The organism is Polaromonas sp. A23, assembly GCF_002001015.1.
GTDB lineage: Bacteria > Pseudomonadota > Gammaproteobacteria > Burkholderiales > Burkholderiaceae_C > Polaromonas.
This window is the reverse complement of record NZ_MUNO01000010.1, coordinates 57,667-82,188: the sequence shown is the minus strand read 5'-3', so window position 1 is coordinate 82,188 and position 24,522 is coordinate 57,667. Positions and strand designations below refer to the sequence as shown.

Annotated in this window: 22 protein-coding genes; 8 read left to right on the top strand and 14 right to left on the bottom strand. The window is 62.0% G+C overall.

The features are described from left to right. From B0B52_RS04695 to B0B52_RS04680, 4 genes are all read right to left on the bottom strand, one after another. Entirely contained in the window at positions 1-855 is an 855-nt protein-coding gene (locus tag B0B52_RS04695; RefSeq protein WP_077592460.1) for an enoyl-CoA hydratase family protein, read from the bottom strand. Then, positions 852-1,343, bottom strand: coding sequence for a MarR family winged helix-turn-helix transcriptional regulator (locus B0B52_RS04690; protein WP_077592459.1), 492 nt, complete (start codon positions 1,341-1,343; stop codon positions 852-854). The genes B0B52_RS04695 and B0B52_RS04690 overlap by 4 nt, the downstream gene beginning before the upstream one ends. 57 nt (positions 1,344-1,400) lie before the next feature. Continuing rightward, complete coding sequence (locus B0B52_RS04685; RefSeq protein ID WP_077592458.1) at positions 1,401-3,701, bottom strand: bifunctional salicylyl-CoA 5-hydroxylase/oxidoreductase; 2,301 nt, start codon at positions 3,699-3,701, stop codon at positions 1,401-1,403. Positions 3,702-4,022: 321 nt separating this feature from the next. Then, positions 4,023-4,763 carry a 2OG-Fe dioxygenase family protein gene (locus B0B52_RS04680; protein WP_077592457.1) on the bottom strand — a complete coding sequence of 247 codons (741 nt, stop codon included), beginning with the start codon at positions 4,761-4,763 and terminating at the stop codon, positions 4,023-4,025. Positions 4,764-4,875: 112 nt separating this feature from the next. Between B0B52_RS04680 and B0B52_RS04675 the strand changes: the two genes are divergently transcribed. Further along, positions 4,876-5,175 (top strand): DUF1840 domain-containing protein, encoded by a 300-nt coding sequence (locus B0B52_RS04675; RefSeq protein WP_077592456.1) that lies wholly within the window; start codon positions 4,876-4,878, stop codon positions 5,173-5,175. A gap of 136 nt (positions 5,176-5,311) precedes the next feature. Here the strand turns inward: B0B52_RS04675 and B0B52_RS04670 are convergent, their stop codons facing one another. From B0B52_RS04670 to B0B52_RS04625, 10 genes are all read right to left on the bottom strand, one after another. After that, positions 5,312-6,325 carry a tripartite tricarboxylate transporter substrate binding protein gene (locus tag B0B52_RS04670; protein ID WP_077592455.1) on the bottom strand — a complete coding sequence of 338 codons (1,014 nt, stop codon included), beginning with the start codon at positions 6,323-6,325 and terminating at the stop codon, positions 5,312-5,314. 221 nt (positions 6,326-6,546) lie between these two features. After that, positions 6,547-7,530: a tripartite tricarboxylate transporter substrate-binding protein gene (locus B0B52_RS04665; RefSeq protein ID WP_077592454.1), complete on the bottom strand. Its 984-nt coding sequence runs from the start codon at positions 7,528-7,530 to the stop codon at positions 6,547-6,549. A gap of 341 nt (positions 7,531-7,871) precedes the next feature. Beyond that, the gene (locus B0B52_RS04660; protein ID WP_077592453.1) at positions 7,872-9,119 is read right to left on the bottom strand and encodes a phenylacetate--CoA ligase family protein; all 1,248 of its coding nucleotides are present in this window, start codon (positions 9,117-9,119) and stop codon (positions 7,872-7,874) included. A gap of 145 nt (positions 9,120-9,264) precedes the next feature. Further along, positions 9,265-10,086, bottom strand: a complete 822-nt coding sequence (locus B0B52_RS04655) for an ABC transporter ATP-binding protein (RefSeq protein WP_077592452.1) — start codon at positions 10,084-10,086, stop codon at positions 9,265-9,267. Between the two features lie 123 nt (positions 10,087-10,209). Beyond that, complete coding sequence (locus tag B0B52_RS04650) at positions 10,210-11,544, bottom strand: ABC transporter substrate-binding protein (protein WP_077592451.1); 1,335 nt, start codon at positions 11,542-11,544, stop codon at positions 10,210-10,212. Positions 11,545-11,661: 117 nt separating this feature from the next. Continuing rightward, positions 11,662-12,738: a branched-chain amino acid ABC transporter permease gene (locus B0B52_RS04645; protein WP_077592450.1), complete on the bottom strand. Its 1,077-nt coding sequence runs from the start codon at positions 12,736-12,738 to the stop codon at positions 11,662-11,664. A gap of 24 nt (positions 12,739-12,762) precedes the next feature. Then, positions 12,763-13,692 carry a branched-chain amino acid ABC transporter permease gene (locus B0B52_RS04640; protein WP_077592449.1) on the bottom strand — a complete coding sequence of 310 codons (930 nt, stop codon included), beginning with the start codon at positions 13,690-13,692 and terminating at the stop codon, positions 12,763-12,765. A 141-nt stretch (positions 13,693-13,833) separates the two neighbouring features. Then, positions 13,834-14,715, bottom strand: coding sequence for an ABC transporter ATP-binding protein (locus B0B52_RS04635; RefSeq protein WP_254425640.1), 882 nt, complete (start codon positions 14,713-14,715; stop codon positions 13,834-13,836). A gap of 82 nt (positions 14,716-14,797) precedes the next feature. Beyond that, complete coding sequence (locus B0B52_RS04630) at positions 14,798-16,747, bottom strand: long-chain fatty acid--CoA ligase (RefSeq protein ID WP_077592448.1); 1,950 nt, start codon at positions 16,745-16,747, stop codon at positions 14,798-14,800. A gap of 154 nt (positions 16,748-16,901) precedes the next feature. Further along, positions 16,902-18,071, bottom strand: coding sequence for an ABC transporter substrate-binding protein (locus B0B52_RS04625; RefSeq protein ID WP_077592447.1), 1,170 nt, complete (start codon positions 18,069-18,071; stop codon positions 16,902-16,904). Positions 18,072-18,215: 144 nt separating this feature from the next. Here B0B52_RS04625 and B0B52_RS04620 point away from each other — a divergent pair, with 144 nt between their 5' ends. The 7 genes from B0B52_RS04620 to B0B52_RS04590 all read left to right on the top strand — a co-directional run bounded on the left by B0B52_RS04620 (position 18,216) and on the right by B0B52_RS04590 (position 24,369). Next, complete coding sequence (locus tag B0B52_RS04620; protein WP_077592446.1) at positions 18,216-18,926, top strand: Crp/Fnr family transcriptional regulator; 711 nt, start codon at positions 18,216-18,218, stop codon at positions 18,924-18,926. Between the two features lie 119 nt (positions 18,927-19,045). Then, on the top strand, positions 19,046-19,885 hold the full coding sequence (locus tag B0B52_RS04615) for a pseudouridine synthase (RefSeq protein WP_077592445.1): 840 nt from the start codon (positions 19,046-19,048) through the stop codon (positions 19,883-19,885). A gap of 92 nt (positions 19,886-19,977) precedes the next feature. Further along, a complete protein-coding gene (locus B0B52_RS04610) occupies positions 19,978-21,345 on the top strand; it encodes a triacylglycerol lipase (RefSeq protein ID WP_254425639.1) in 1,368 nt (455 codons plus the stop codon). A gap of 57 nt (positions 21,346-21,402) precedes the next feature. After that, positions 21,403-21,792, top strand: a complete 390-nt coding sequence (locus tag B0B52_RS04605) for a hypothetical protein (RefSeq protein ID WP_077592444.1) — start codon at positions 21,403-21,405, stop codon at positions 21,790-21,792. After that, positions 21,792-22,484, top strand: a complete 693-nt coding sequence (locus B0B52_RS04600; RefSeq protein WP_077592443.1) for a response regulator transcription factor — start codon at positions 21,792-21,794, stop codon at positions 22,482-22,484. Before B0B52_RS04605 ends, B0B52_RS04600 begins: the two co-directional genes overlap by 1 nt. Continuing rightward, positions 22,481-23,839: an ATP-binding protein gene (locus tag B0B52_RS04595; protein WP_077592442.1), complete on the top strand. Its 1,359-nt coding sequence runs from the start codon at positions 22,481-22,483 to the stop codon at positions 23,837-23,839. The genes B0B52_RS04600 and B0B52_RS04595 overlap by 4 nt, the downstream gene beginning before the upstream one ends. A 158-nt stretch (positions 23,840-23,997) precedes the next feature. Further along, positions 23,998-24,369: a DUF4148 domain-containing protein gene (locus B0B52_RS04590; protein WP_139351814.1), complete on the top strand. Its 372-nt coding sequence runs from the start codon at positions 23,998-24,000 to the stop codon at positions 24,367-24,369. Positions 24,370-24,522 lie beyond the last annotated feature (153 nt).

The following is a 24,522-nucleotide window of genomic DNA, read 5'->3' as shown; positions in this document are numbered from 1 at the left end:
TCAGTCTCCCTGGAACACCGGTTTCTGTTTGCCGGCAAAGGCTTCGTAGGCGCGCGTGAAGTCTTTCGTCTGCATGCAAATCGCCTGCGCCTGGGCTTCGGCTTCAATCGCCTGGTCCAGGGTCATGGCCCATTCCTGATGCAGCATGGTTTTGGTCATGCCATGGGCAAAGGTCGGACCGGCGGCCAGTTCCGCAGCCAGTGTCTGCGCCTTGCCCAGCAGCTCTGCTGGCTCGTGCAGCGCGTTGAAGAAGCCCCACTGCAAGCCTTCCTGCGCGGTCATGACGCGCCCGGTGAACAGCAGCTCAGACGCGCGGCCCTGGCCGATCAGGCGCGGCAACAATGCACAGGCGCCCATGTCGGCGCCGGCCAGCCCCACGCGCGTGAACAGGAAGGCAGTTTTGGCCTGGGCGGTACCCAGCCGCAGGTCGGCGGCCAATGCCATCATGGCACCGGCACCGGCGCAGATGCCGTCGATGGCGGCAATGATGGGTTGCGGGCACAGGCGCATGGCCTTGACCAGGTCGCCCGTCATGCGGGTGAACTCCAGCATTTCAGGCATGGACATTTTCGTCAGCGGGCCGATGATTTCATGCACATCGCCGCCTGAGCAGAAGTTGCCACCGGCGCCGGTCAGCACGATCACCTTGACGTCGGTGGCGCTGTTCAGCGCGCGGAACAGATCACGCAGTTCGGCGTAGGACTCAAAGGTCAGCGGGTTTTTGCGCTCCGGCCGGTTCAAGCTCAGGGTGGCCACACCGCCCTCGAAAGCGTATGAAAAATGACGCGCCTGGTAGCCTGCAAACGCGTTGAATTGCCTATGCATCGGGTTGCTTGAGGAGATGTAGTGTTTCATGCGTTTTCCGTTTCCTGGTTCAGGTCGTTCAGGTCAATCTGGTGCTGCTTGACCTTGCCCAGCAGCTTGTGCAGGGTTTCCAGTTCGCGCGGCGACAGGCCGCCGAAGGCCTGGACAATCCAGTCTTCGTGCTGGCGCGCCATCTCGTCAAAGGTCTTGCGGCCACGCGAAGTCAGGCGCACGCGGTAGGCACGGCGATCGCCTTCGACATCCATGCGTTCGACCAGGCCTTCCGCCACCAGCTGGTCGGTGATGCCGGTGACATTGCCACCGGTCACCATCATCCGGCGGGAGAGCTCATTCATCTTCAGGCCCTCGGGATTACGTTCGAGCTGGGCCATCAGGTCAAACCGCGGTAGCGTGGTGTCGAACTGCTCGCGCAATTGCCCGCGCACCTGCTTTTCAATCAATTGCGTGCAGGTCAGCAGACGCAGCCACAGGCGCAACGCCTCCGGATGTTCGCGGTGTCCCCGTGCTTCCATGTCCATGTTGTTCTCCTGTTTTACTACCTATTTGATAGTCGCTTGTGCCCGTCCCATAAGGGCTCAGGCCTGTTTTTGCTTTGAAAGTTCGCGATACAGCTGGTCCCGGCCGCTGAGGTATTGCCGGGGCCAGTCCACGGCCCGGCTCTGCAGTTTGGCTGCTTCATGCAATGTCCAGGCCGGGTCGGCCAGGTGCGGCCGTGCAATCGCGCACAGGTCGGCGCGGCCTGCCGCGATGATGCTGTTCACATGGTCAACCTCGGAGATCGCGCCGACGGCAATCGTCCGGATGCCGACCTCGTTGCGGATGCGGTCGGCAAACGGTGTCTGGTACATGCGGCCATACACCGGCTTGGCGTCGCGTGTGGTCTGGCCTGAAGAGACGTCGATGAAATCGCAGCCAGCGACCTTGAACAGGCGCGCGATGGCCACTGCATCGTCGGCCGTGTTGCCGCCCGGCGCCCAGTCGTGCGCCGAGATGCGCACGCTCATAGGCAGGTGCGTGGGCCAGACCGCACGTATGGCCTCGAAGACTTCCAGCGGGTAGCGGCAGCGGTTTTCCAGCGAACCGCCGTACTCGTCGCTGCGTTGGTTGGTCAACGGCGTGATGAAACTCGACAACAGGTAGCCGTGGGCACAATGCAACTCCAGCCAGTCGAAACCAGCCTGCGCGGCGTAGCGCGCTGACTGGACAAACTGCGCCTTGATGCGAGCCATGTCGTCCCGGGTCATGGCAACCGGCACCGCGTTGGTCGGGCCATACGAGACGGCGCTGGCAGCCAGCAGCGGCCAGTTGCCCGCAGGCAGCGGCTCGTCGGGCGTTTCCCAGCCGAGCTGCGTCGAGCCTTTGGGACCACTGTGGCCCAGCTGCATGCCCATGGCCACGCCTTCGCCCGAGCGATGCGCAAAATCGACAATGCGTTTCCACGCCAGCATTTGCTCCTCGTTCCACAAACCCGGGCAGCCCGGCGTGATGCGGCCTTCAGGGCAGGGCGCGGTCATCTCGACAAACACCATGGCCGCGCCGCCCAGCGCGCGCGCGCCCAGGTGCACCAGGTGGAAGTCCTGGGGCATGCCGTCCACCGCGCTGTAGGTGGCCATGGGGGAGACCACAATACGGTTTTTCAGTTGCAGCTCACGCACCTTCAACGGCAGCAACATCGGTGGTGGCGCGGGCTGATCGGCGCTTTTGGCTAGCCACTGCTCGTAACCGTGCAGCCAGGAGGCGTCGCGCACGCGCAGGTTTTCATGGCTGATGCGTTGCGAGCGGGTCAGCAGCGAATAGAAAAATTGTTCGACATCCAGGCCGCTGTAGCGATCCACGTTTTCAAACCATTCGGTCGAGTTGCGGGCGGCATTCTGGATCTTCAGCACTTCCACCGAGCGCAACGCTTCGTAGGTTTCCAGCGCCTTGGCTGGTTCGGGCGTCTGGGCAAAACACTGTGTCAGTTCGATCGCGTCTTCCAGCGCCAGCTTGGTGCCGCTGCCAATGGAAAAATGCGCGGTGTGGGCCGCGTCGCCCATCAGCACGATGGGCACATCTTTGCCGCCGATGTTTTCGTGGTGGACCCAATGTTCGCAGACCACGCGCGGAAACCGGATCCAGATGGCCGAGCCGCGTACATGCGTGGCGTTGTTCATCAGCGCGTTGCCGTCCAGGTATTTGGCAAACAGTTTTTTGCAGAAGGTGATGCCTTCTTCCTGGCTCATCTGGTCCAGGCCGTGGGCTTTCCAGACGGCTTCCGGGGTCTCGACAATGAAGGTCGAGGTGTTGTCGTCGAACTTGTAGGCGTGGGCCGCGAACCAGCCGTGTTCTGTCTGCTCGAACGCAAAGGTGAAGGCGTCGAAGGTTTTGTGTGTGCCCAGCCAGACAAAGCGGCAGGCGCGCAGGTCGATGTCGGGCTTGAAGGTGTCGGCGTAGCGGTTGCGGATGCGGCTGTTCAGGCCGTCGCTGGCGATCACGATGTCCGCCTGGTACTTCGCCGCCATGACCTGGTCGTCCTGCACGTCGGTTTCGAACACCAGCTCGACGCCGAGTGCGATGCAGCGCTCCTGCAGAATGTTCAGCAGACGTTTGCGGCCTATGCCGCAAAATCCGTGGCCGCCCGAGCGTACCGAGCGGCCCTTGAAAAACACCTCCACGTCATCCCAGTGGTTGAAGGCATCACCGATCAGCTGTGCACTCACCGGGTCGGCGGCCCGCAGGTTGCCCAGCGTCTGATCGGACAGGACCACGCCCCAGCCGAAGGTGTCAAACGGGCGGTTTCGTTCCACCACGGTGATCTGGTTGGCCGGATTCTGCAGCTTCATCAGCAGTGCGAAATACAGACCGGCGGGCCCGCCGCCCAAACAGAGAATGCGCATCGGTAAGACCGTTCAAATTGATTGATCGAATCTTAATTGTTTAGGTTTAAACTATTTTCGTCAAGCGATTTTGAGGGTTGTAACGTCATGGTTAACGCTGTCCCCCGACGGACCGTGAATTGCCGCGGACGAGGCAGCTCTTTTCAAGCCGGGGCCGCGGGTCCGGCTTTGCCGGCCCGCAGGCGCAGTGGCCCCGAGGGGCTGGAGCCTGCGGCTCCAAAGCTGCTTGAGCAGCTTTGGACAGGCGACAGAGGCGAAGCGTCTCGCGAGCCGCGGCCTGCAAGGCCTCGGGAGCTACACGCAGTGAGCGACCGTGGGGGCTCAAGGTGCTTGAAAGTCACCCGCCCGGTAGGTCAGCACCAAGGTGTCGCGGTGCCCGTCCACCTCGCCCGCTTCCTGGGGCAGGATGGGCGTGGTTTCATGAATCACCCGGGCGTCGTCCAGCAGCAGCATGGTCAGCGGCTCCTGCATGACAAAGCGCAAGCCATGCGGGCCGTTGGCGTCGAAGACGCGGGTTTCGCCGCCCTTGACGCCGCGCCGTGCCACCAGCATCACCACCACGAAGTCGACACCGTCCCGGTGTGCGCCTTCCGGGGTCGGCCGGCCCACGCCGCCCGTGGTATCGATGCGGAACTGGTGAGCCTCGATGTACCAGCGCGGGACGGGCCGCACCTGGCCGAACAGTTGTCCGAGCCCGGCCAGCAGGCTGCTCCAGGCGGGCGCTGTGGCCACCGCAGGGTCGACCGGTTCAAACCAGCGCTCAAAGCCGCCATGCAAGGCGTTGTAGTCGGTGGGTTGCCAGTGCGCGCGGTGCGGCGTCTGCACCAGCTGGCCGCCGGGCAGGTCCTGGATGAAGCAGCTGTGCCGGCGCCGGCGGTAGTGGCCGCCATCCTTGAGGTGGGTATCGGGCGGCAGGTGCTCCCAGGAAGCGCCCAGCGCGGGCCAGCCTCGCGCCCAGCCCGTTGGCAGAGTTGCGGCAAGGTCGGCGGGCGACAGCAGGGCGAGGCCGTCCTGGCTCAGCCCCTGGACGGCGGGTTTTGGAACGCTGGGTATATTGAACATAGCCCCTTATTTTGCTTCACGGCGGTTGTCCCGCACGGGAAAGCCGCCTACAGGTCCAGGCCGGGGACGCGACCATAATCAGATTTATTCACGCAACCATGAGGAGTCGTTCATGCTCTACAAATTCAAGTCCAAAGCTTCCGGCGACCTCATCATGCTCGAGGCGAATGGTCGTCGGGTGCTTGAAGTCATAGGCAAGGAGGCCGGGCCCAAAGGCATCATCCTGCCCGAGCAGATGCCGGCGGCCATCGTTGCGCTGCAGGTGGCCATTGCACTCGAAGAATCCCATGATGATGATGCCCCCGACACGGTGCCCCGCGAGGGTCTGGGTTTGCGCCAACGTGCTCTGCCGTTTATCGAGATGCTCGAGCGAAACCACAAGGCCGGGCATGAGGTGGTCTGGGGAGTCTAGAAATACAGCCCCCACGCTAGTCGCTTCGCGTACTACGCTGCCCCCGAGGGGGCGCTGCGCCTGCGGGCCGGCAAAGCCGGACCCGCGGCCCCTGCTTGAAAAGAAACTCGCTCGCGGGACAGTGGCCCGCCGCTCGTTAATCGACCTTGGCGCCCGAGGCCTTCACGACCAGGGCCCATTTGGCGATTTCAGCCTCAATCATCTTGGCAAATTCCTGCGGTGTGTTGCCGCTTGGAATGGCGCCCTGGGCCAGCATTTTTTCCTTGATGGCCGGTGTGGCCAGGGCCTTGGCCACTTCCTGCTGGATGCGGCTAACCACCTCGGGCGGCGTGCCGGCGGGTGCCAGCAAGCCGAACCAACTGCTGGCCTCAAAACCCTTGAGCTTGCCGGCTTCCTCCACTGTGGGCAATTCGGGCATGGCGGTCGAGCGCTGGGCGCTGGTGACGGCAAAGGCCTTGAGTTTGCCGCCCTTGATTTGCGGCATGGCCGAGGGCAGGTTGTCGAACATCACATCCACACTGCCTCCCACCAGGTCGAGCAGGGCCGGGCCGGAACCGCGGTAGGGAATATGCGTCATGAAAATCCCGGTTTGCGACTTGAACAGCTCGCCGGCCAGATGGATGGAGGTGCCGTTGCCGCTGGAGGCCATGCTGAACTGACCCGGATGCGCCTTGGCATATTTGACGAAGTCGGTCACGCTGTTGATGCCCAGCTTGGCGGCTTTGTCGGCGTTCATCACCATCACATTGGGCACACCGGCCACCAGCGTGACGGGTGCAAAGTCCTTCTGCGGGTCAAAAGGCATCTTGCTGTACAGCGACTTGTTGATGCCGTGTGTGCCCACCGTGCCCATCAGCAGGGTGTAGCCGTCGCCGGGTGATTTGGCCACCAGGTCGGCCCCCACATTGCCGCCGGCGCCCGCCCTGTTGTCCACGATGAAGGGCTGGCCAAAAACCCGGGTCAGCTCGGGCGCAATGGCGCGCGCAAGGATGTCGGTGGTGCCGCCGGGTGCAAAGGGCACGACGATACGCACCGGCTTGGTGGGCCAGGCCGTCTGCGCCACGGCGGCCGGTATTGCTATGAAACCAATAGCTGCCAGCGCAATGCTGGAAAGGGCCAGGCGTCGATTTGTCTTAAAAATGGGGGGCATCAGAATTTCCTGTGTGGAGGTGTCAAAGGCAGCCTTACCTTAGGGTGAAGGGGTAGCCGTTTCAATCGGGGCAATCCCGGCCAGAAAGGTGGCCGGGCGCGAGTCGCGCCGGCTGAAAATCGACCGTGGCGACCCGGTTCCGTGATCGATGCCAGGGACGGCAGGGGCAAAAAAAAGCCGCCGGGCTTGCGGCCGGCGGCTTTTTTGCGGGGCGACGCAGATCAGTCGGCAAACTTGCCAGCGGCTTCGATCACCGGCTTGAGCTTGGCAATCTGTCCTGCGACAAAAGCTTTGTGGGCCGCAGGTTCAACACGGTTGTCCGTGACGACCACAGCGCCCAGGCCGTCCTGCTTTTTAATGAAGTCGGCATCTTTCAATGCGGCTTTGAGTGCTGTGTTCAGCTGCGTCAGGATGGCGGGTGGTGTGCCTTTGGGGGCATACAGACCGTGCCAGATGGTCAGGTCAAAACCCTTGAGGCCCATTTCCTGCAGCGACGGGTAATCCTTGAGCAGTTTGTGCTTGCTCAATGGCTTGGCGGTGGTCACCGCAAAGGCCTTGACGCGGCCGGCTTCAATCTGGCCGGTGGTGTTGGTGGTCTGGTCGCACATCAGATCCACCTGACCGCCGACCAGCGCATTCATCGCCGGGCCGGTGCCGCCGAAGGGAATGGTGGTCATGGCTTCCTTGGCGTTGATCGCCGATTGCCACATCAGGCCGCACAGGTGCGAGGCGGAACCCAGACCCGCATGGGCAATGTTGAGCTTGCCCGAGTTGGCCCTGATGTAATTTTCGAAGTCGCGGTAGGTGTTGGCCGGCAACTGGGGTTTGCCGATCAGGGTCATGGGCACCTCGTTGACCAGGCCGAGGTATTCGAAGTCTTCCAGCGGCTTGTACTGCAGCTTGCGGTACAGGGCAGGTGTCGAGGCCATGCCGATATGAAACAGCAGCAGGGTGTGGCCGTCCGGGCTGGCCTTGGCCACCTTGGTGGCGCCAATCGTGCCACCCGCGCCGTTGACGTTTTCCACGACGAAGTTGGAGCCGGGAAGGGCTTTGCGCATGGCCTCGGCCAGGTCGCGCGCGACGCGGTCGGTAGGACCACCCGCAGCAAACGGAACCACGATCGAAATCGGCTTGGAGCCGGGGTAGGTTTGTGCATTGGCGAAAAGGGCTGTCGCAGCCGCAGCAAGAACTAACAGGCGTTTCATAAAGTCTCCTTTGAAATGGACCTCGCCAGTGTAGGAGCCGGCGGGGCCCCGTCCATCGCGGGAACTACGTAAGGGCAAGTCCTCAGGTTCCTCGCGGCCAGTGCAGTGCGCGATGCAAGAGGTTCCAGGCCAGCCAGGGCCACAGAACCGGCTCCGCCGGGCCGCAGGCGCAGCGCCCAACAAGGGGCATCCTTCGACAGGCTCAGGACGAACGGATAGGAAGTGAGGAGTCGGCGGCTCTTTTTTCAAGCAGGGGCCGCGGGTCCGGCTATGCCGGCCCGCAGGCGCAGCGCCCCCTCGGGGGGGCAGAGAGCTACACGCAGTGAGCGAACGTGGGGGCTCTATTTATAGCTTCGGGCGTCCTCAATGACCTTGCCGTCGTTGGGCAGGCTGCCCGGCGCCATCAGCTCGACATGGCCGCGCAGCTTGGTCACGTCGCGGATTGCCTCGCTGATCCGGGTCTCCAGACCCTCGGGCACAGAAGCGGCTTCCACTTGGAGGATCATGTTGTCATTGGCCATTTCCCCGGTAACAACCAAACGGGCCTTGAGCACCTCCGGAAAGCGGCGGGTGATATCGGCCACCTGTCCCGGGTGCACAAACATGCCGCGTATTTTTGTCGTCTGGTCGGCCCGGCCCATCCATCCCTTGATGCGGGTGTTGGTTCTGCCCGTCGGGCAGGTGCCGGGCAGGACGGCTGACAGGTCGCCCGTCCCGAAACGTATCAAAGGGTAAGCGGTGTTCAGGGCGGTAACCACCAGCTCGCCAACTTCACCCTCAGGCACTGGGTCCCCGGTGCCGGGCCGGACAATCTCCACAATCACACCTTCGTCGAGCACCAGGCCCTCGCGTGAAGTGGTTTCGTAAGCGATCAGGCCGAGGTCGGCAGTCGCGAAGCTCTGGTAAACAGCCAAACCACGTTCGGCGAACCAGTCACGCAGGCTGGGGGGCAGCGCCTCGCCGCCCGTCAGTCCCTTGCGCAAGCTGGAGATATCGCTACCCGTTTCGAGCGCTTTCTCCACCAGGATACGCAGGAAGCTGGGCGTGCCCATGTAGGCTTGAGGCCGCAGTTCGGCAATGGCCTGGAGTTGCTGCTCAGTCTGGCCCACGCCGGCGGGAAATACGGTGCAACCGAGCGCGTGCGCCCCCGACTCCATGATGAAAGCACCTGGCGTCATGTGGTAGCTGAAGGCGTTATGAACCAGATCGCCGGAGCAAAATCCGGCGGCAAAAAGCGCGCGCGCCGCCCGCCAATAATCTTTGGCCGTGCCTTCGGGCTCGTAAATCGGCCCCGGAGAAGAAAAAATACGCGACATTTCCGGACCACGCGACAGTGCAGAAAAACCGCCAAACGGATCTGTGACACGGCTGGCTTGTTGGCGCTCAAGAAGTTCATGCTTGCGGGTGACGGGAAGTTGGGCCAGCGCTTCTCGGGAGCGGACGCGGGCAGCGTCAACGCCGGCCAGAATGGCTGCAAAAGCCGGCGAGGCCGTTTGCGCATGCGCCACCTGGGCCGACAGCGCCGCCATCAGCTGGGTCTCGCGGGCGGCCGGGTCACGTGTCTCCAGGGCGTCGTAATACTCAGTCATAAGATCTCCGAGGGAGCGTTGGGCTCCCCTCTTTGCCAGCAGGGGCCGCGGGACCGGCTTTGCCGGACCGCAGGCGCAGCGCCCCCTTTTCCAGCGCAAGGGGCAGGGCGTTGCCGCAGGCTCGCAGTGAGCAACCGTGGGGGCTTCATGCAAGCCAGCGCTTGCGGCGCTTGTAGCTTTTAACGTCCTTGAAGCTCTTGCGCTCGCCGCCGCCAACGCCGAGGTAGAACTCCTTGACGTCTTCGTTGTTCGCCAAATCGGCGGCCTGGCCGTCCATCACCACCCGGCCGCTTTCCATGATGTAGCCATAGTCGGCATATTTCAGGGCCATGTTGGTGTTCTGCTCGGCCAGGAGAAAGGTCACTTTCTCCTTCTGGTTGAGGTCTTTGACGATTTCAAAAACCTCTTCGACGATCTGCGGCGCCAAGCCCATGGAGGGTTCGTCCAGCAGCACCATGGTGGGGTTGGCCATGAGCGCGCGGCCGATGGCGCACATTTGCTGCTCGCCTCCCGAGGTGTAGGCCGCCTGCGAGCTACGCCGTGTTTTCAGCCGGGGAAAGTAGTTGTAGACCTTTTCCAGATTAGCCGCCACCTCTACCTTGCTCTTGCGGGTGTAGGCGCCGGTCAACAGGTTTTCCTCGATCGTCAGGTGGGCAAAACAGTGGCGGCCTTCCATGACCTGCACCACGCCGCGCTGCACCAAGTCGGCGGGTGACAGGTTTTCGATGCGCTCGCCGCGCAGTTCAATCGAACCCTTGGTGACCGCGCCCCGCTCGCCCTTGAGCAGGTTGGAAACGGCCCGCAAGGTGGTCGTCTTGCCTGCGCCGTTGCCGCCCAGGATAGCGACGATCCGGCCTTGCGGCACCTGCAGTGACACGCCTTTGAGCACAAGAATCACGTGGTTGTAGATAACCTCGATTCCGTTGACGTTGAGGACGATGTCGTTGGCTATGTCAGTTTTTTCCATGCGGTGTTTCTGCTTGATTGGAACCAAACAGCAGCGCTGCGAGAGTTGTCGAAGCGCTGGCGTTTGGCGGCTCGGCTGAGCCGCACCCCTCCCCGCAGGGAGGGGGTTGAATCGTTCAGGACATCAGGATTGGCAGTCGGCCGGAGTGCGCGCGGTGAGTTTCTTTTCCGCCGCGTATTTGGCAGCGGTGGCTTTGACCATCGGTTTGATGATCTGCTCGTCAGCCTGCAGCCAGTCGGAAGTGAACTTCCAGGCCTTGCCGTCCCAGGTGTGAATACGGGCCCATGCCGCACCCATGTGGTCCATGCAAGAGGTGCTGATCGGCCGCATGACGCCGGCAAAACCGAGTGCGTCCAGCTTGGCCTGGGTCAGGTTCAGGTTTTCCAGCCCCCAGCGGACCTGCTCACCCGTCATGACCTTGCCCTTGCCAAAGCGATCCTGCGCGGCGCGAATGCCCTCCAGGCCCAGCATGGCGCTCATGGCACCGCGCATGTACAGCACCTGGCCGACTTCGTCCTTGGGGCCCGTGCCCTGGCCCTTGGCATGCACCATGGTCAGCACATCCTGGACCACCTTGGCTTTGGTGTCAGCACCGTGTTGCAGGGTCACGGCGTTGTAGCCTTTGGCTCCCTCGGCCACGTCCTTGACATCAGGCTCGGCGCCGGCCCACCATACGCCATACATTTTTTCGCGCGGGTAGCCGGTGGCTTGCGCTTCCTTGATAGCGGTGGAGTTCATCACGCCCCAGCCCCATAGCAAGGTGTAGTCGGGTTTGGATTGACGGATCTGCAGCCAGGTAGCTTTCTGCTCCACACCGGGTGCCGTCACGGGCAGCAGCTGGAGTTCAAAGCCGAGTTGCCTGCTGCGCTCCTGGAGCAGGGCGATGGGCTCCTTGCCGTACGGACTGTCGTGATATACCAGCGCGATTTTCTTGCCTTTGAGCTTGTCGAGACCGCCTTCTTTTTTACCGATGGCCTGTGTAATGGCGTCGGCTGCCACCCAGTAGGTGCCGGCGATCGGAAAGTTCCATTTGAAAACCGAGCCGTCCGCGCTCTCGCTGCGGCCGTAGCCCACGGTAACGACGGAGATTTTGTCAACTGGCGCTTTTTCGGTGATGGCAAAGGTGGCGCCGGTGGACAGTGGCTGCACCAGCGAGGCGCCGCCGTTCTTTCCCTTCAGGCGTTCGTAGCATTCCACGCTTCGCGCCGTGTCATAGCCGGTTTCGCACTCTTCCCAGGCAATCTTGACCCCGTTGAGGCCACCTCGGGCATTGACCAGCTTGAAATAGTCAACATAGCCATTCACCCAGGGCGTGCCATTGGGAGCATAGGGACCTGTGCGATAGGACAGCACCGGAATGAACTGCTCTTTGGCTTGAGCAAAGGCAGTGGTGGTCACCAGCGAAGAAGCACCTGCTGCTACGGCGGTGATTGCCAGTATCAAATTACGAACCTTCATTGTTGTCTCCTAAAAATTAAAAAAACACCTGAAAAAACTGATCTGCCAGTAAACGCGCGAATCTTTCAAAACACATGGGTGATTTCGAGTAATCCTTAACCCTAGTACGCCATGGTTCTAATGAGGGAAGGGCCAGAGCCGCATCTTCTGCTTGCCAATGGACCAGAGTTTGGCCAGCCCGTGTGGCTCGACGATCAGGAACCAGACGATCAGGCCGCCGAAAATCATCAGCTCCGCATGCGAAACGCCCGCAGTCGACATTTCAATGCCGAACCAGCTCGCTATCGCCGGCAGAAACTGGCTCAGTGCAATCGGCAAAATCGTGATGAAGGCCGCACCAAAAAAGCTTCCCATGATGGCGCCCATGCCGCCGATGATCACCATGAATAAAAGCTTGAACGATTGATCCACCGAGAAGGCGGCTGGCTCCCACGCGCCCAGGTAGATAAAAGCCAGCAAGGCACCTGCCACGCCAATGATGAAAGAGCTGACGGCAAAAGCACTGAGCTTGGCGTACATCGGCCGGATGCCGATGACCGCCGCAGCCACGTCCATGTCTCGGATGGCCATCCACTCACGGCCGATGGCACCGCGCACCAGGTTTTTGGCCAGAAGCGTCATTACCACCACGATCACCAGGCAAAACAAGTACTTGTTGACCGCACTTTCGAGGGGAATGCCGAACACCTGAAGGTTGGACACGGACACCGAGCCCGAGGGCGTGTCCAGCGTGAACCACTTGATGCGCAGAAACATCCAGTCGCTGAAAAACTGCGCGGCCAGGGTGGTCACCGCCAAGTACAGGCCCTTGACGCGCAAGCTGGGCAGGCCGAACAAAATCCCAAAGACCATGGCGCACAGTCCGCCCAGAATCAACGCGGGAATCAGGGGCATGCCGGGAATGCGGACAAAAAAGTTGTACGCACCGTACGCGCCCACAGCCATGAAGGCGCCAGAGCCCAGTGAGATCTGGCCGCAGTACCCCACCAGAATGTTCACGCCGACGGCAGCCAGCGAGAAAATCAGGAAGGGGATCAGGATGGCTCGAAACAGATAGTCGCTGGCCACAAACGGCACGACGGCAAAGGCAAAGGCCAGCAAAAGCGCAATGGCCAGGCGATCCTGCAGGATGGGGAAGATCTGCTGGTCTGCCCGGTAGCTAGTTTTGAATTGGCCGTTTTCTCTGTAGAACATGATTTTTTCTTGTGTGGGTTTGGCTCAGACGCGGTCAATTATTTTTTCGCCAAACAAGCCTTGGGGCCTTACCAGCAGCACGCACAAAGCCAGCACATAGGCAAACCAGATCTCTATCCCGCCGCCCACATAAGGGCCAAGAAAAACCTCGGCGAGTTTTTCGCCTACGCCCAGGATCAGCCCGCCCACAATGGCGCCGGGAACAGAAGTCAGGCCACCCAGAATCACCAGCGGAAGCGCCTTCAGCGCGAGCACCGAGAGGGAGAACTGCACCCCCAGCTTGCTGCCCCAGATGATGCCGGCCACCAGCGCCGCAAAGCCTGCAACACTCCAGACGATGACCCAGATGCGGTTCAGTGGAATACCGATGGATTGCGCGGCCTGATGGTCGTCCGCCACGGCGCGCAGGGCGCGCCCGGTGCTGGTGTACTGGAAGAAGGCGGCCAGTGCGGCCACCAGAGCAGTGGCGATCAGCGCGGCGACCAGATCCTCCTGATTCACCAGCAAGCCGCCCTGAAAGACGCCTTCCAGCAGAAACATGGGGTCCTTGGGCATGCCCACGTCAATCTTGTAGATGCTGGAGCCGAAGATGGTCTGGCCAAAGCCGTCCAGGAAATAGGAAATGCCGAGAGTCGCCATCAACAGCGCGACACCTTCCTGATTCACGAGCTTGCTGAGCACCAGTTTTTCAATCAACCAGGCCACCACCACCATGATGGCCAGCGCGACTGCGAAGGCCAGTGCGTTGTTCAAGAACTTGTTGTCCAAGCCCGTGAACTGCGGTATCCACTCGGAAAACCGCGCCATGGCCAGCGCGGCAAACAGCACCATGGCGCCTTGGGCGAAATTGAAAACGCCCGAAGCCTTGTAGATCAGCACAAAGCCCAGCGCGACCAGCGAATACAGCATGCCGGACATCAGGCCGCCGATGACGGTTTCGAGAAATGAACCCATGTTATTGGCTCCCCCCTGTTGCCGACTCGCTTCGCGTAGCGGCCTCTCCCCCTCCGGGGGACGCCGCTTGTGGCCCGGCGAAGCCGGTTCCACTGCGGCCGCTTGAATGGGCCTGTTCAGTGTTGATGTTGTTGTACATAGTTAGTGGCTCGTTCCCAGGTAGGCCCGGATCACGTCTTCGTTGTTGCGTACTTCGTCGGGCGTGCCGTCGCCGATTTTTTTTCCGTAGTCGAGCACCACGACGCGGTCTGAGATGTCCATGACCACGCCCATGTCGTGTTCGATCAGGACCACGGTCGTGCCGAATTCGTCATTGACATCAAGCACAAAGCGGCACATGTCCTGCTTTTCTTCCACGTTCATGCCGGCCATGGGTTCGTCGAGCAGCAGCACTTGCGGCTCCATGGCCAGCGCGCGGCCCAGGTCCACCCGCTTTTGCAGGCCATAGGGCAGTTGCCCGACCGGTGTCTTGCGGTAGGCCTGGATTTCCAGGAAGTCGATGATTTTTTCGACCGCCTCACGATGCTGGAACTCTTCCCGTTCTGCCGGACCGATGCGCAGCGCCTGCAGCAGCAGGTTGCTTTTGATCTTCAGGTTGCGCCCGGCCATGATGTTGTCGAGCACGCTCATGCCCTTGAACAGCGCCAGGTTCTGGAAGGTGCGCGCGACGCCCATCACAGCCACCTGGTGGCTGTTCATGTGTTTGAAGGTCTGACCCCGGAAAGTGATGGAGCCCTGCTGCGGCGCATAGACGCCGTTGATGCAATTCAGCATGGAGCTTTTGCCTGCGCCGTTGGGGCCGATGATGGCGCGGATCTCATGCTCTTTGACGTTGAAGGAAATGTCCGAGAGGGCCTTGACTCCGCCAAAGCTCAGTGAGATGTTATTGACATCGAGAATGACCTCGCCGATTTTTTTGGCCGTGCCGATGGTCTGGTTGGCGCTGGTCTGTTCGACGAGGCGCGCCGCGGCAGCTGGTTCGATGGCTTCAACGGGTTCGGTCCGCAGGGGAATGGTGCTCATTGGGCCCCCACGTTTGCCGCCAAGGCGGCTGCACTGCCCCCTGAGGGAGTGCGATCTTGCTTGAAGCGGTTCTGCGCTGCGATCATGCTGCTGCTGCCTTCACAGGTGGAAATGTTGTTGCGTCCGAAATCTTCAAGGTCGCGCTCACGCTGCCGCTGCGGCCGTCTTCAAACTTGACCACGGTTTCAATGAACTGCTCTGTTTTTCCGCTGTACAGCGCGTCGACCAGGGGCAGGTATTTCTCGGCGATGAAACCGCGGCGCACCTTGTTGGTCCGGGTCAGCTCGCCGTCGTCGGCGTCGAGCTCCTTGTGCAGCACCAGGAAGCGGCTGATCTGCGAGCCCGCCAGCAGGGTATCGGCGCTCAGGTCGGCGTTGACCTTTTCAACACACTCCTTGATGAGCTGGTACACCTCCGGCTTTTGCGCCAGGTCGGTGTAGCCGGCATAAGGCAGGTTGCGCCGCTCAGCCCAGTTCCCCACCGCGTCGAAGTCGATGTTGATCATCACGCAGACTTTTTCGCGGCCGTCGCCGTAAGCCACAACTTCCTTGATGTGCGGGAAAAACTTCAGCTTGTTTTCGACGTACTTGGGTGCAAACATGGCGCCGTCATTGACGCCGCCCTTGATGCGTCCTACGTCTTTCACGCGGTCAATGATCTTCAGGTGGCCGCCGGCGTCCAGAAAGCCCGCGTCGCTGGTGTGGTACCAGCCGTCGGCTGTCAGCACTTCGGCAGTAGCTTCCGGGTTCTTGTAGTAACCCTTCAGCAGGCCGGCGGACTTGACGAGGATTTCGCCGTTGTCAGCAACCTTGATCTCCACGCCCTTGATCGGCACACCCACCGTGTCCGCGCGCGCCTGGTTGTCCGGCTGCAGGCAGACGAACACGGCCGTTTCGGTGGACCCGTAAAGCTGCTTGAGATTGATACCGATGGATCGGTAAAAGGTGAACAGGTCCGGGCCGATTGCTTCACCCGCCGTGTAGGCGACCCTGACGCGGCTGAAACCCAGGTTGTTGCGCAGCGGGCCATAGGCCATGACCTGGCCCAGTGCATAGAGCAGCCGGTCGCCGATGCCTATCGGCTGGCCATCCATCAGCGCCGGGCCCACCCGTTTGGCCACGTCCATGAAGAAGTGAAACATCTTGCGCTTGAGGAGGCCCGCATCTTCCATGCGGATCATCACGCTGGTGAGCAGCCCTTCAAACACGCGGGGCGGCGCGAAGTAATACGTCGGGCCGACTTCTTTCAGATCGATCGTCACCGTGCTGGCGTTTTCGGGGCAGTTCACCACGTAGCCGCAGCACAGCCACTGGGCATAGCTGAAAATGTTCTGACCGATCCACGCCGGCGGCAGGTAGGCCAGCACTTCCTCGTTGCTTGTCAACCTGTCGAACTCGGCGCCAGCCTGGGCGCGGTCGAGCAGGGTGTTGTGCGTGTGCACCACGCCCTTGGGGTTGCCGGTGGTCCCCGAGGTGAAGAACATGGCGGCTACGTCGTCCGGATGCGCCTGCTCTACCTGTCCGGTGAAAAAACCGGGGTTGGCAGCGGCAAAAGTCTTTCCGGACGCAATCAGTGCGTCAAGCGCAGCGAGACCGGGCTCAACGTAATTGCGCAGCCCCTTGGGGTCGTCGTAAATGATGCTGGACAGTTGCGGGCACTGGCTGCGGATGTCCATGAGTTTGTCGACCTGCTCCTGGTCCTCGACCATCGCAAAACGTACCTCCGCATTGGTGATGGGGAAGACACATTCGGCGCCCACCGCGTCCTGGTACAGCGGTACGGCAATTGCGCCGAGGGACTGCGCCGCCAGCATGGTGGCGTACAGCCGGGGCCGGTTGGCGCCGATGACGACCATGTGCTCGCCGCGCTGCAGGCCGGCCTGGTGCAGCCCACAGGCAATGTGTTCAACCAGTGCGGCCATGCCGGCCCAGCTGTGCGCCTGCCAGATGCCGTATTCCTTCTCGCGCATGGCGGGCGCCGTGGGACGCTCCGCGGCATGCTTGAGCAGCAGTCGGGGGAAGGTGGTCTGCATTCGGTACCTGGTCTCCATTTTTGTGCGCCTCCGATTCAGGGTTCCGGGAGGCTGCGGTGTGATGTCATGGTAGGACTGAGTTTGACGTCATGGTGTCATTGCGACGACAATTTCCGGGTAAGTCCTAGTGGGGTGTGCCCGGGGTGCTGTAGCGCTAACGAATGAAGCGCCCGTCGCGTGAAACCATGGTGAGTTCGACAAAGCGCGATGCGTTGGTTGCCGAATCGGTGAAACTCAACTCGAAGCCTCCGAGGTCATAACGCTTGATGTTCCAGGTGTTGTCGATGAAGCTGTTGCGGGTGGGGTTGTTTCCGGCACGCCGCAAGGCTTCTGCAAAAGCCCGCGCGTTGACATAACCCTCCAGCGCCAGGTGCGAAGGTGCCAGCGTGGCACCGGCCGCCTTCCAGGCCTGCTGGAACTCGCGCACCATCGGCACCACCGTGTTGTTCGGCAGGGGAACGACCTGCGAAATCGCGATGCCGGTGGCGTCGTCACCCATGGCCTTGAGGGTTGCTGCAGCGCCCATGATGGACAGCGCATACAACGGCAGACCTTTCCTGTGCATGCGCGTAGCCTTGACAAAATCGATGGTGGGTTTGCCCGCCAATCCCACCAGCACCGCCTCCGGGTTGGAGGTCGCAATTTTTGCCGCAGCCGCACCGGCATCTGAAGAGTTGTTTTCCACCGTGACGATGGCCGTGGCATCAAGCTTGTGTTTGGTCATGGAGCGCTGGGTGGCATCAAAAACCTCCTTGCCGAAGGAGTTGTTCTGATAAACGATGGCGATGCGCTTGATGCCGACGGTGGCCAGGTGTTGCACCAGTTGCTCAGCTTCGTCTGCATAGCTGGCTCGGATGTTGAACACGTTGCGGGCATTTTTGGGGCGCACGGACAGGGCGCCGGAGAAGGGTGCAAAAAACGGAATGCCCGATTCGATCACCTGCGGTAGCATGGCCTCAATCATGGGTGTGCCCATGCAGTTGAACAGCGCGAAGTTGTTGCTGTCCTCGATGAAGCCCTTCACGTTGGCGAGCGCGCGCTTGACGTCATAGCCATCGTCAACAGCTGCCAGTTCAATCGGCCGGCCGTTGACGCCGCCCTTGGCATTGATGGCGGCAAAGCAGGCCTTGGCGCCCTGGTGCATGGCCTGGCCCAGTTCACCCAGAGGCCCGCTGAGCGCGGTTGATTGGGCGATGCGTAGGGGCGCTGTAGTGCTTGCGCGCATCGGTGCGTGGAAGGCAAGCGGCAGGGCCGCAAGCGTGCCCAGCGCGCGGCGGCGTGTCGGGGAAGGAGTCGGTGCGGTGTGTGTCGGGGTGCTTGTCATACTGTCCTTGCTGCTCGGTTGATCTCTGAGGTGGGCCGATGCTAGGCTTTGCATTGACTGCAAAATGTCTATCCAGCGACAATCCGAGGGTGTGCCCTCCCCGGAGTTTCCCGCGGTGCAATTCCAACCTGACCCGGTCACCCCATGTCCTCTGACCTGACCCTTCACCAGCGCCGCAGGGCGCCCACACCTGACGAGCAGCAGGGCATTCCCTGGCTGTGGCAACTTCTGCCGGAGGAGCGCGCACGCGCGATGGCTCAGCTACAGGTGGGCGACGCGGCACCGGGTGACTACGTCTGCCGGGTCGGCAAGCCGGTGACCTACTGGTTCGGCGTCGTCGAAGGCCTGCTCAAGATGAGCAGTGACAACGCGCAGGGCGCAACCATGACCTTTGCCGGCTTACCGCCGGGCGGCTGGTTCGGTGAAGGCACGGCGCTCAAGCGCGAACCTTACCGCTACAACATCCAGGCGTTGCGCAAAAGCGTGGTCGCGGGTTTGCCGGTGGATACCTTTCACTGGCTGCTGGATCACTCCATCGGCTTCAATCGTTTTGTGATGAACCAGCTCAATGAACGCCTGGGCCAGTTCATTGCCGCGCGCGAGATCGACCGCCTGAACAACCCCGATGTACGCGTGGCTCGCAGCCTGGCGGCGCTGTTCAATCCCGTGCTGTATCCGGGCGTTGGTGAAATCCTGCGCATCACCCAGCAGGAAATGGCCTACCTGGTCGGGCTGTCACGTCAGCGCGTGAACGAAGCGCTGACAGCGCTGGAAGCGCAAGGCACGATTCGTGTGGAGTACGGGGGCTTGCGCGTGCTGGACCTGGCGGCGCTACGCAACAGTATTAATCAATAAATAGGCCTCTGGCCCTTGTATTGATTGCGCAACCAGCTATTAAATGTGTAGCAAACAGCAGTTGCACTGATCCGCCGGTGGTGCCGCGTTGGGTGATCCCGTCCTAAAATGGACTCTTCATGGCAGAACCCACCTCCCCCAAATCTCCCGCCCTTGGCGCTGCGGTGCGCATTCCCAAAGCCGTGGCGGCCCCGGGCGCTCCGGCATTGACAGTCCGACTGAACAAACGCATGGCCGAACTTGGCATGTGTTCGCGCCGAGAGGCCGATGACTGGATTGCACGCGGCTGGGTGCGTGTGGATGGCCAGCCGGCAGTGATGGGGCAGCCGGTGGCGGCAAATGCGCGCATCGAGGTGGCGCGCGAAGCCGAGCAGCAGCAACGCCAGCAGGTCACCATCCTGATCAACAAGCCGGTGGGTTATGTCAGCGGCCAGGCCGAAGACGGCCACGAGCCTGCGGTGGTGCTGGTGCAGCCGCAGAACCGCTGGCGCGAGTGCAACAGCCGCATGCGCTGGGGCCACGAGCAGTTGCGCGGCCTGGCACCGGCCGGCCGGCTCGACATCGACTCCATCGGCCTGCTGGTGCTCACGCAGGACGGCCGCGTCGCGCGCCAGCTGATTGGTGAAGACTCGGAGATTGAAAAGGAATATCTGGTGCGTGTCAGCTATGGTGCGGAAACAGCCAATGTGCAGGCCGTGTTTCCGCCAGAGAAACTCGCCCAGCTGCGCCACGGACTGAGCCTGGATGGCGAGGCCCTGAAGCCGGCGCGCGTCGAATGGCAAAACCCGGAGCAACTGCGTTTTGTGCTCAAGGAAGGCAAAAAGCGGCAGATCCGCCGCATGTGCGAGCAGGTCGGCCTGTTTGTGACCGGGCTCAAACGGGTACGCATCGGCATGGTCAACCTGGGCCATTTGCCTGTGGGCCAGTGGCGCTACCTGGCTCCGCACGAACGCTTCTAGGTTTCATTCGCTATTGTTTTAAGAGCTAGTGGCGCACGAATTCATTGGGCTAGAGTCACTTTTCTTTCATAAAACTGGCTAAAACCCGTCCCATGGACGTGCGCCTTGCCGGCCGCGACAATGCCTGTATGACTATTCCACCGCCGCGCCGGCCCCGGTTGCCCTCGCTGAACGAGCTGCGCAGCCACCTGCATGCTTCCGATATTCAGGGCCTGGCGCAACTCGCCACGCGGGGTACGCTGGGCATTACTGAATTGGTCGAAAAAGTACAGGGCAACGTTTATAAAACTGTCGCTGCGCCTTTTGGTCCGGCTGGCCAGCGTTTTGTGGACCGCACGGCCGGCGCGTCGGGCGTCAACAAGCGGGGCATCACCGGGCTGGTCTATGGCGCGGTCAAGGGCATCACCCGGTTGACTGGTGGCACTGTTGAGGCCGTGTTGTCACGTGTGGCGCCTCGCGAGTCGCCGCAGGCCTCGTCGCCCCAGCGCGAGGCCCTGCTGTCCGCGCTCAACGGCGTGCTTGGAGACCAGTTGCTGGACACCGCCAATCCACTGGCTATCTCGATGAGCCTGCGCCACGAAGGCCAGACCCTGCTGCTGGACAAGGCCGCATTGGCGCGGCAACTGCCAGGCATCACCGGAAAAATTCTGGTGCTTGTTCACGGCCTGTGCATGAACGATCTGCAGTGGCGCAGCGAGACGCCGGTGGGAGTGCAGGACTACGGTCAGCAGGCCCGGGAGCTGGGCTACACCCCGGTTTACCTGCACTACAACACCGGCCTGCACACCTCGGTCAATGGCGGGCAATTCGCCGCGCTGCTCGAAGCCTTGCTGCAGGCCTGGCCGCAGCCGGTCGAAGAACTCACCTTGCTGACCCACAGCATGGGCGGCCTGGTGGCGCGCAGTGCCTGCCACAGCGCGGCTTCCCGAGAGCTGCATTGGCTGGGCCGGCTCCGGAACCTGGTGTTTCTTGGTACGCCGCATCACGGTGCACCGCTGGAAAAAGTCGGGAACTGGGTGGACACCGTGCTGGGCAGCAATCCGGTCACGCGGCCATTTGCCCAGATAGGGCAGATCCGCAGCGCGGGTATCACCGACCTGCGCCACGGCAACGTGTTGCCGGCGGACTGGCAGGACATGGATCGCTTCGCCAGCGGTGTGGATGCCCGCCAGCCCTTGGCTTTGCCGGACGGTGTTGCTTGCTTTGCGGTGGCCGCAACCCTCGGTGCGGCCCCTGCCGCGGCCGGGCAAGAGCGCAAGATCGACGAGGTGCTGGGTGACGGTCTGGTGCCCTTGTCCAGCGCACTGGGCCAGCATACGGAGCCCGCGCGCCAGCTGGCGTTTCCGCCCGATCGGCAGTGGATCGCAGTGGAAACCGGCCATATGGCCCTGCTGCACAGTCCGGCGGTTTATGGCCAGCTCAAGCGCTGGCTGGGCTCAGATGGAGCGTCCGCAACCTAATTCAAGGCTAATTCAGGTCAGCGAAGATACAGGTTCCACCACCACATCCTGCAAGCCATGGACACCTTTCCCGAACGTATCGCCCGTGCCATCCTGCTCGCCGTCGGTGTGAGCGCCCTGCTGGTCCTGCTGGCGCTGCCACCCGCCGACGGTACGGCGATGCCCGTGCTGCTGCACTACCAGTTTCTGATTGCCTTGCTGGCTGCGGCGCTGTTCGGCGCCGTGTTCTTCCGGGCGATTCGTCCTGTGGCTGTTGCGACGGGGCTGCTCAGCCAGGCCGGCTTTGTCGGCATTGCGCTGGCCACGCCTGGCTTTAGCGCAATGAGTGCCTTCTATCTCAACCTGGCTGGTATGGCCGCATTGCTGTTTGCCGGCGTGCTGTTGTTGCAGGCGGCCCGGCAGCAGGCCCGCTGGGACGGCCGGATTCCCCGGCGCTGGGAGGCCTGATGCGTGTTCTGCTGGTCGAAGACGACGACATGATTGGCCGCAGCCTGCAGCAGGCGCTGGAGACCAATGGCTGGTCGGTGGATTGGGTACGCGACGGCATGCTGGCGCAAAGCGCGCTGGCCGACGGGGCCTACGCCTGCGTGCTGCTGGACCTGGGCCTGCCCAAACGCGACGGCGTCGAAGTATTGCGCCACGCCCGCACCCGCGGCGACGCCACGCCGGTGCTGGTGCTGACCGCGCGGGACGGGCTGGATGACCGCATTACCGGGCTGGACCTGGGCGCGGACGACTACTTGGTCAAACCGTATGAATTTCGCGAACTGCTTGCACGCATGCGCGCCGTGATCCGGCGGCGTGACGGCAGCCCGCATTCCGTCATCGGCAATGGCGTGGTGCAACTCGACCTCACCACGCGCGAGGTGATGGTCAATGGAGAGCAGTCGGCACTGTCTGCACGGGAGTACGCACTGCTTCACGCCTTGCTGGAAAGGCCGGGTGCCATCCTCTCGCGTGACCAGCTCGAAAACCGCATTTACGGCTGGGGTGAAGAAGTCATGAGCAATGCGGTGGACGTATTGATTCATGGCATGCGCAAGAAGCTGGGCGCGGACGTCATCCGCAATGTGCGTGGCCTGGGCTGGCGTATCACCGGCACGCCGACGGCTTCTTCCGGCGCTGGAGACTCGGCATGATGATCCACGTCTTCCCGGCAGGCCGGCTGTGTTCTCTGCGCCGCGCGTTGCTGCTGTGGCTGCTGCCGGTGTTTTTGCTGGTGGGCGCGGCGTCGGCCGGTTTTGCCTACTGGTCCTACAACCATATGGTGGCCACCTTCATGGACAACCAGATGGAGCTGATCGCCGAGTCCATGGCTGCGCAGGAGCAGGATGTGGCGTTGCCGGCGCTAACGGGCGAGCAGATCCACAAATGGGGCAGTTATGTGGTGCAGGTGTTCGATGCGAATGGTCGCGCCCGGTCTAACTCTTCGCCTGCACTGGCTCTCAGCCTGCAGCCGGAAAGTGGGTTCCATGACGTCAAGGTCAACGATAAGCGCTGGCGCATCTACACCACGCCGGTGAACGAGGCTTCGGGTTCGCGCCGCGTGCAGGTGTTGCAAAGCGGCGAGTTCCGCCGCCACCTGGCCGCCGAGCGGGCCGGCACCGCGATTTTGCCGGTGATCATCTTGCTGCCGCTTTCGGCCTTTGTCCTCTGGTGTGTGGCGGCCATCATGTCGCGTGCCATTGGCGACATCGCACGCCAGGCCGCGGCGCAGGACGAACACAGCATTGCCGAGCTGCCGCTGGACCGGGTGCCGCAGGAAATTGCACCGCTGGTCGTCTCTTTCAACAGCCTTCTGACACGGCTGCGTGATGCCTTTGCGAACCAGCGCCGCTTTGTGCAGGACGCCGCACACGAGCTGCGTACACCCATCACGGCGGTGAGCCTGCAGCTGGAGAACTTGCGCGGCGACTTTGCTGCCGGCCCGCCGGCGCAACGCTTTGCCCAGCTGGAAGCCGGTGTACAGCGTGCGCAGCGGCTGGTGGACCAGCTCCTCAAACTGTCGCGGCAAGAGTGGACAGGCAGCGAAGTAGTGCCCGTTTCCGTGAATGTGCATCAGGTGGTCCACGACAGCATCAACACACTGATTGCCCTGGCTGACCAGCGCAACATCGATCTGGGGCTGGAAGATTCCGGACAGCCCGTGGGCGAGGCATTGCTTCGATGCCAAAGCGGTGATTTGCGCAGCGTGGTGGACAACTTGATCGAGAACGCCTTGCGCTACAGCCCCGATGGCGGTGTGGTGGATGTGCGCATCATGAGCAAGGAGGGCCGCCTGGCCATCGAGGTGGTGGATACCGGCCCGGGCATTCCCCCCGAGCTGCTGGGCCGGGTGTTCGACCGTTTCTACCGCGTCGCCGGAAGCGATGTGCGCGGCAGCGGCCTGGGCCTTTCCATTGCGCAGGCGGCTGCACAGCGCTGCGGCATGCGCATCAGCCTGCGCAATCGTGATGACCGCAGCGGCCTGGTGGCGCGGGTCGAGGTGTTGTGAGGCGGTTTTCGCTGTCCTCATTCTCAGCTAAGACTTCACTCATGGTCGCCTAATTTGCCCCAAATACAGTGAGGTCACGGTTGAAGTTTGAGCTTGAAAGAGCCGGGCCCCAGCCGAACTTCCGGTTTTTTTTACCACTCACTGAAAAGGTCATCATCATGAACAAGTCTTCTTCTTTCGCAGTCGTCCTTACTCTAGCCACCCTCGCTGCAGGCAGCGCATTCGCACAATCCGGCGGCCAGTACCCGGTTCAGTCCGGCGGCAACTACGGCGATGTCGTTGTTGCTTACACCAGCCAATCGCTCAAGTCGCGCGACCAGGTTCGTGCAGAACTGGCCGCAGCCCGTACCAGCGGCGAATACTCGGCCCTGACCGTTGGCAGCGAATATCGCGACGCTTTCGCCTTGCAAGCCACACAATCAGTCAAGACCCGCGCCGAAGTTCAGGCTGAATTGTCTGCTGCCCGTAGCAACGGCGAATATGCCGTGCTCAACGCAGGCGACTACAGCGATCGGTTTGTCAATATGTAATGGTTTGGTTCCGGGGCTTGCTCCCGGACGTGCGCCATGCCCGGAAGCGGCCTCGCAAGAGGCCGTTTTTTTTATGGGCAGTCGCGGGCCGCGTCATCCGGGCACCCGCGATAATCGGGTCTTGAAACAGGCGAAAACGCCCCTAATTCCAGA

Bases quoted from the DNA above. Each gene is read 5' to 3' on its own strand.
- B0B52_RS04685 (WP_077592458.1), bottom strand. From the start codon at position 3,701: ATGCGCATTCTCTGTTTGGGCGGCGGGCCCGCCGGTCTGTATTTCGCA.
- B0B52_RS04640 (WP_077592449.1), bottom strand. From the start codon at position 13,692: ATGGGTTCATTTCTCGAAACCGTCATCGGCGGCCTGATGTCCGGCATG.
- B0B52_RS04670 (WP_077592455.1), bottom strand. From the start codon at position 6,325: ATGCCCCCCATTTTTAAGACAAATCGACGCCTGGCCCTTTCCAGCATT.
- B0B52_RS04590 (WP_139351814.1), top strand. From the start codon at position 23,998: ATGAACAAGTCTTCTTCTTTCGCAGTCGTCCTTACTCTAGCCACCCTC.
- B0B52_RS04605 (WP_077592444.1), top strand. From the start codon at position 21,403: ATGGACACCTTTCCCGAACGTATCGCCCGTGCCATCCTGCTCGCCGTC.
- B0B52_RS04690 (WP_077592459.1), bottom strand. From the start codon at position 1,343: ATGGACATGGAAGCACGGGGACACCGCGAACATCCGGAGGCGTTGCGC.
- B0B52_RS04620 (WP_077592446.1), top strand. From the start codon at position 18,216: ATGTCCTCTGACCTGACCCTTCACCAGCGCCGCAGGGCGCCCACACCT.
- B0B52_RS04665 (WP_077592454.1), bottom strand. From the start codon at position 7,530: ATGAAACGCCTGTTAGTTCTTGCTGCGGCTGCGACAGCCCTTTTCGCC.
- B0B52_RS04645 (WP_077592450.1), bottom strand. From the start codon at position 12,738: ATGTTCTACAGAGAAAACGGCCAATTCAAAACTAGCTACCGGGCAGAC.
- B0B52_RS04630 (WP_077592448.1), bottom strand. From the start codon at position 16,747: ATGCAGACCACCTTCCCCCGACTGCTGCTCAAGCATGCCGCGGAGCGT.
- B0B52_RS04635 (WP_254425640.1), bottom strand. From the start codon at position 14,715: ATGAGCACCATTCCCCTGCGGACCGAACCCGTTGAAGCCATCGAACCA.
- B0B52_RS04595 (WP_077592442.1), top strand. From the start codon at position 22,481: ATGATGATCCACGTCTTCCCGGCAGGCCGGCTGTGTTCTCTGCGCCGC.
- B0B52_RS04625 (WP_077592447.1), bottom strand. From the start codon at position 18,071: ATGACAAGCACCCCGACACACACCGCACCGACTCCTTCCCCGACACGC.
- B0B52_RS04680 (WP_077592457.1), bottom strand. From the start codon at position 4,763: ATGTTCAATATACCCAGCGTTCCAAAACCCGCCGTCCAGGGGCTGAGC.
- B0B52_RS04610 (WP_254425639.1), top strand. From the start codon at position 19,978: ATGGACGTGCGCCTTGCCGGCCGCGACAATGCCTGTATGACTATTCCA.
- B0B52_RS04695 (WP_077592460.1), bottom strand. From the start codon at position 855: ATGAAACACTACATCTCCTCAAGCAACCCGATGCATAGGCAATTCAAC.
- B0B52_RS04660 (WP_077592453.1), bottom strand. From the start codon at position 9,119: ATGACTGAGTATTACGACGCCCTGGAGACACGTGACCCGGCCGCCCGC.
- B0B52_RS04615 (WP_077592445.1), top strand. From the start codon at position 19,046: ATGGCAGAACCCACCTCCCCCAAATCTCCCGCCCTTGGCGCTGCGGTG.
- B0B52_RS04600 (WP_077592443.1), top strand. From the start codon at position 21,792: ATGCGTGTTCTGCTGGTCGAAGACGACGACATGATTGGCCGCAGCCTG.
- B0B52_RS04675 (WP_077592456.1), top strand. From the start codon at position 4,876: ATGCTCTACAAATTCAAGTCCAAAGCTTCCGGCGACCTCATCATGCTC.
- B0B52_RS04655 (WP_077592452.1), bottom strand. From the start codon at position 10,086: ATGGAAAAAACTGACATAGCCAACGACATCGTCCTCAACGTCAACGGA.
- B0B52_RS04650 (WP_077592451.1), bottom strand. From the start codon at position 11,544: ATGAAGGTTCGTAATTTGATACTGGCAATCACCGCCGTAGCAGCAGGT.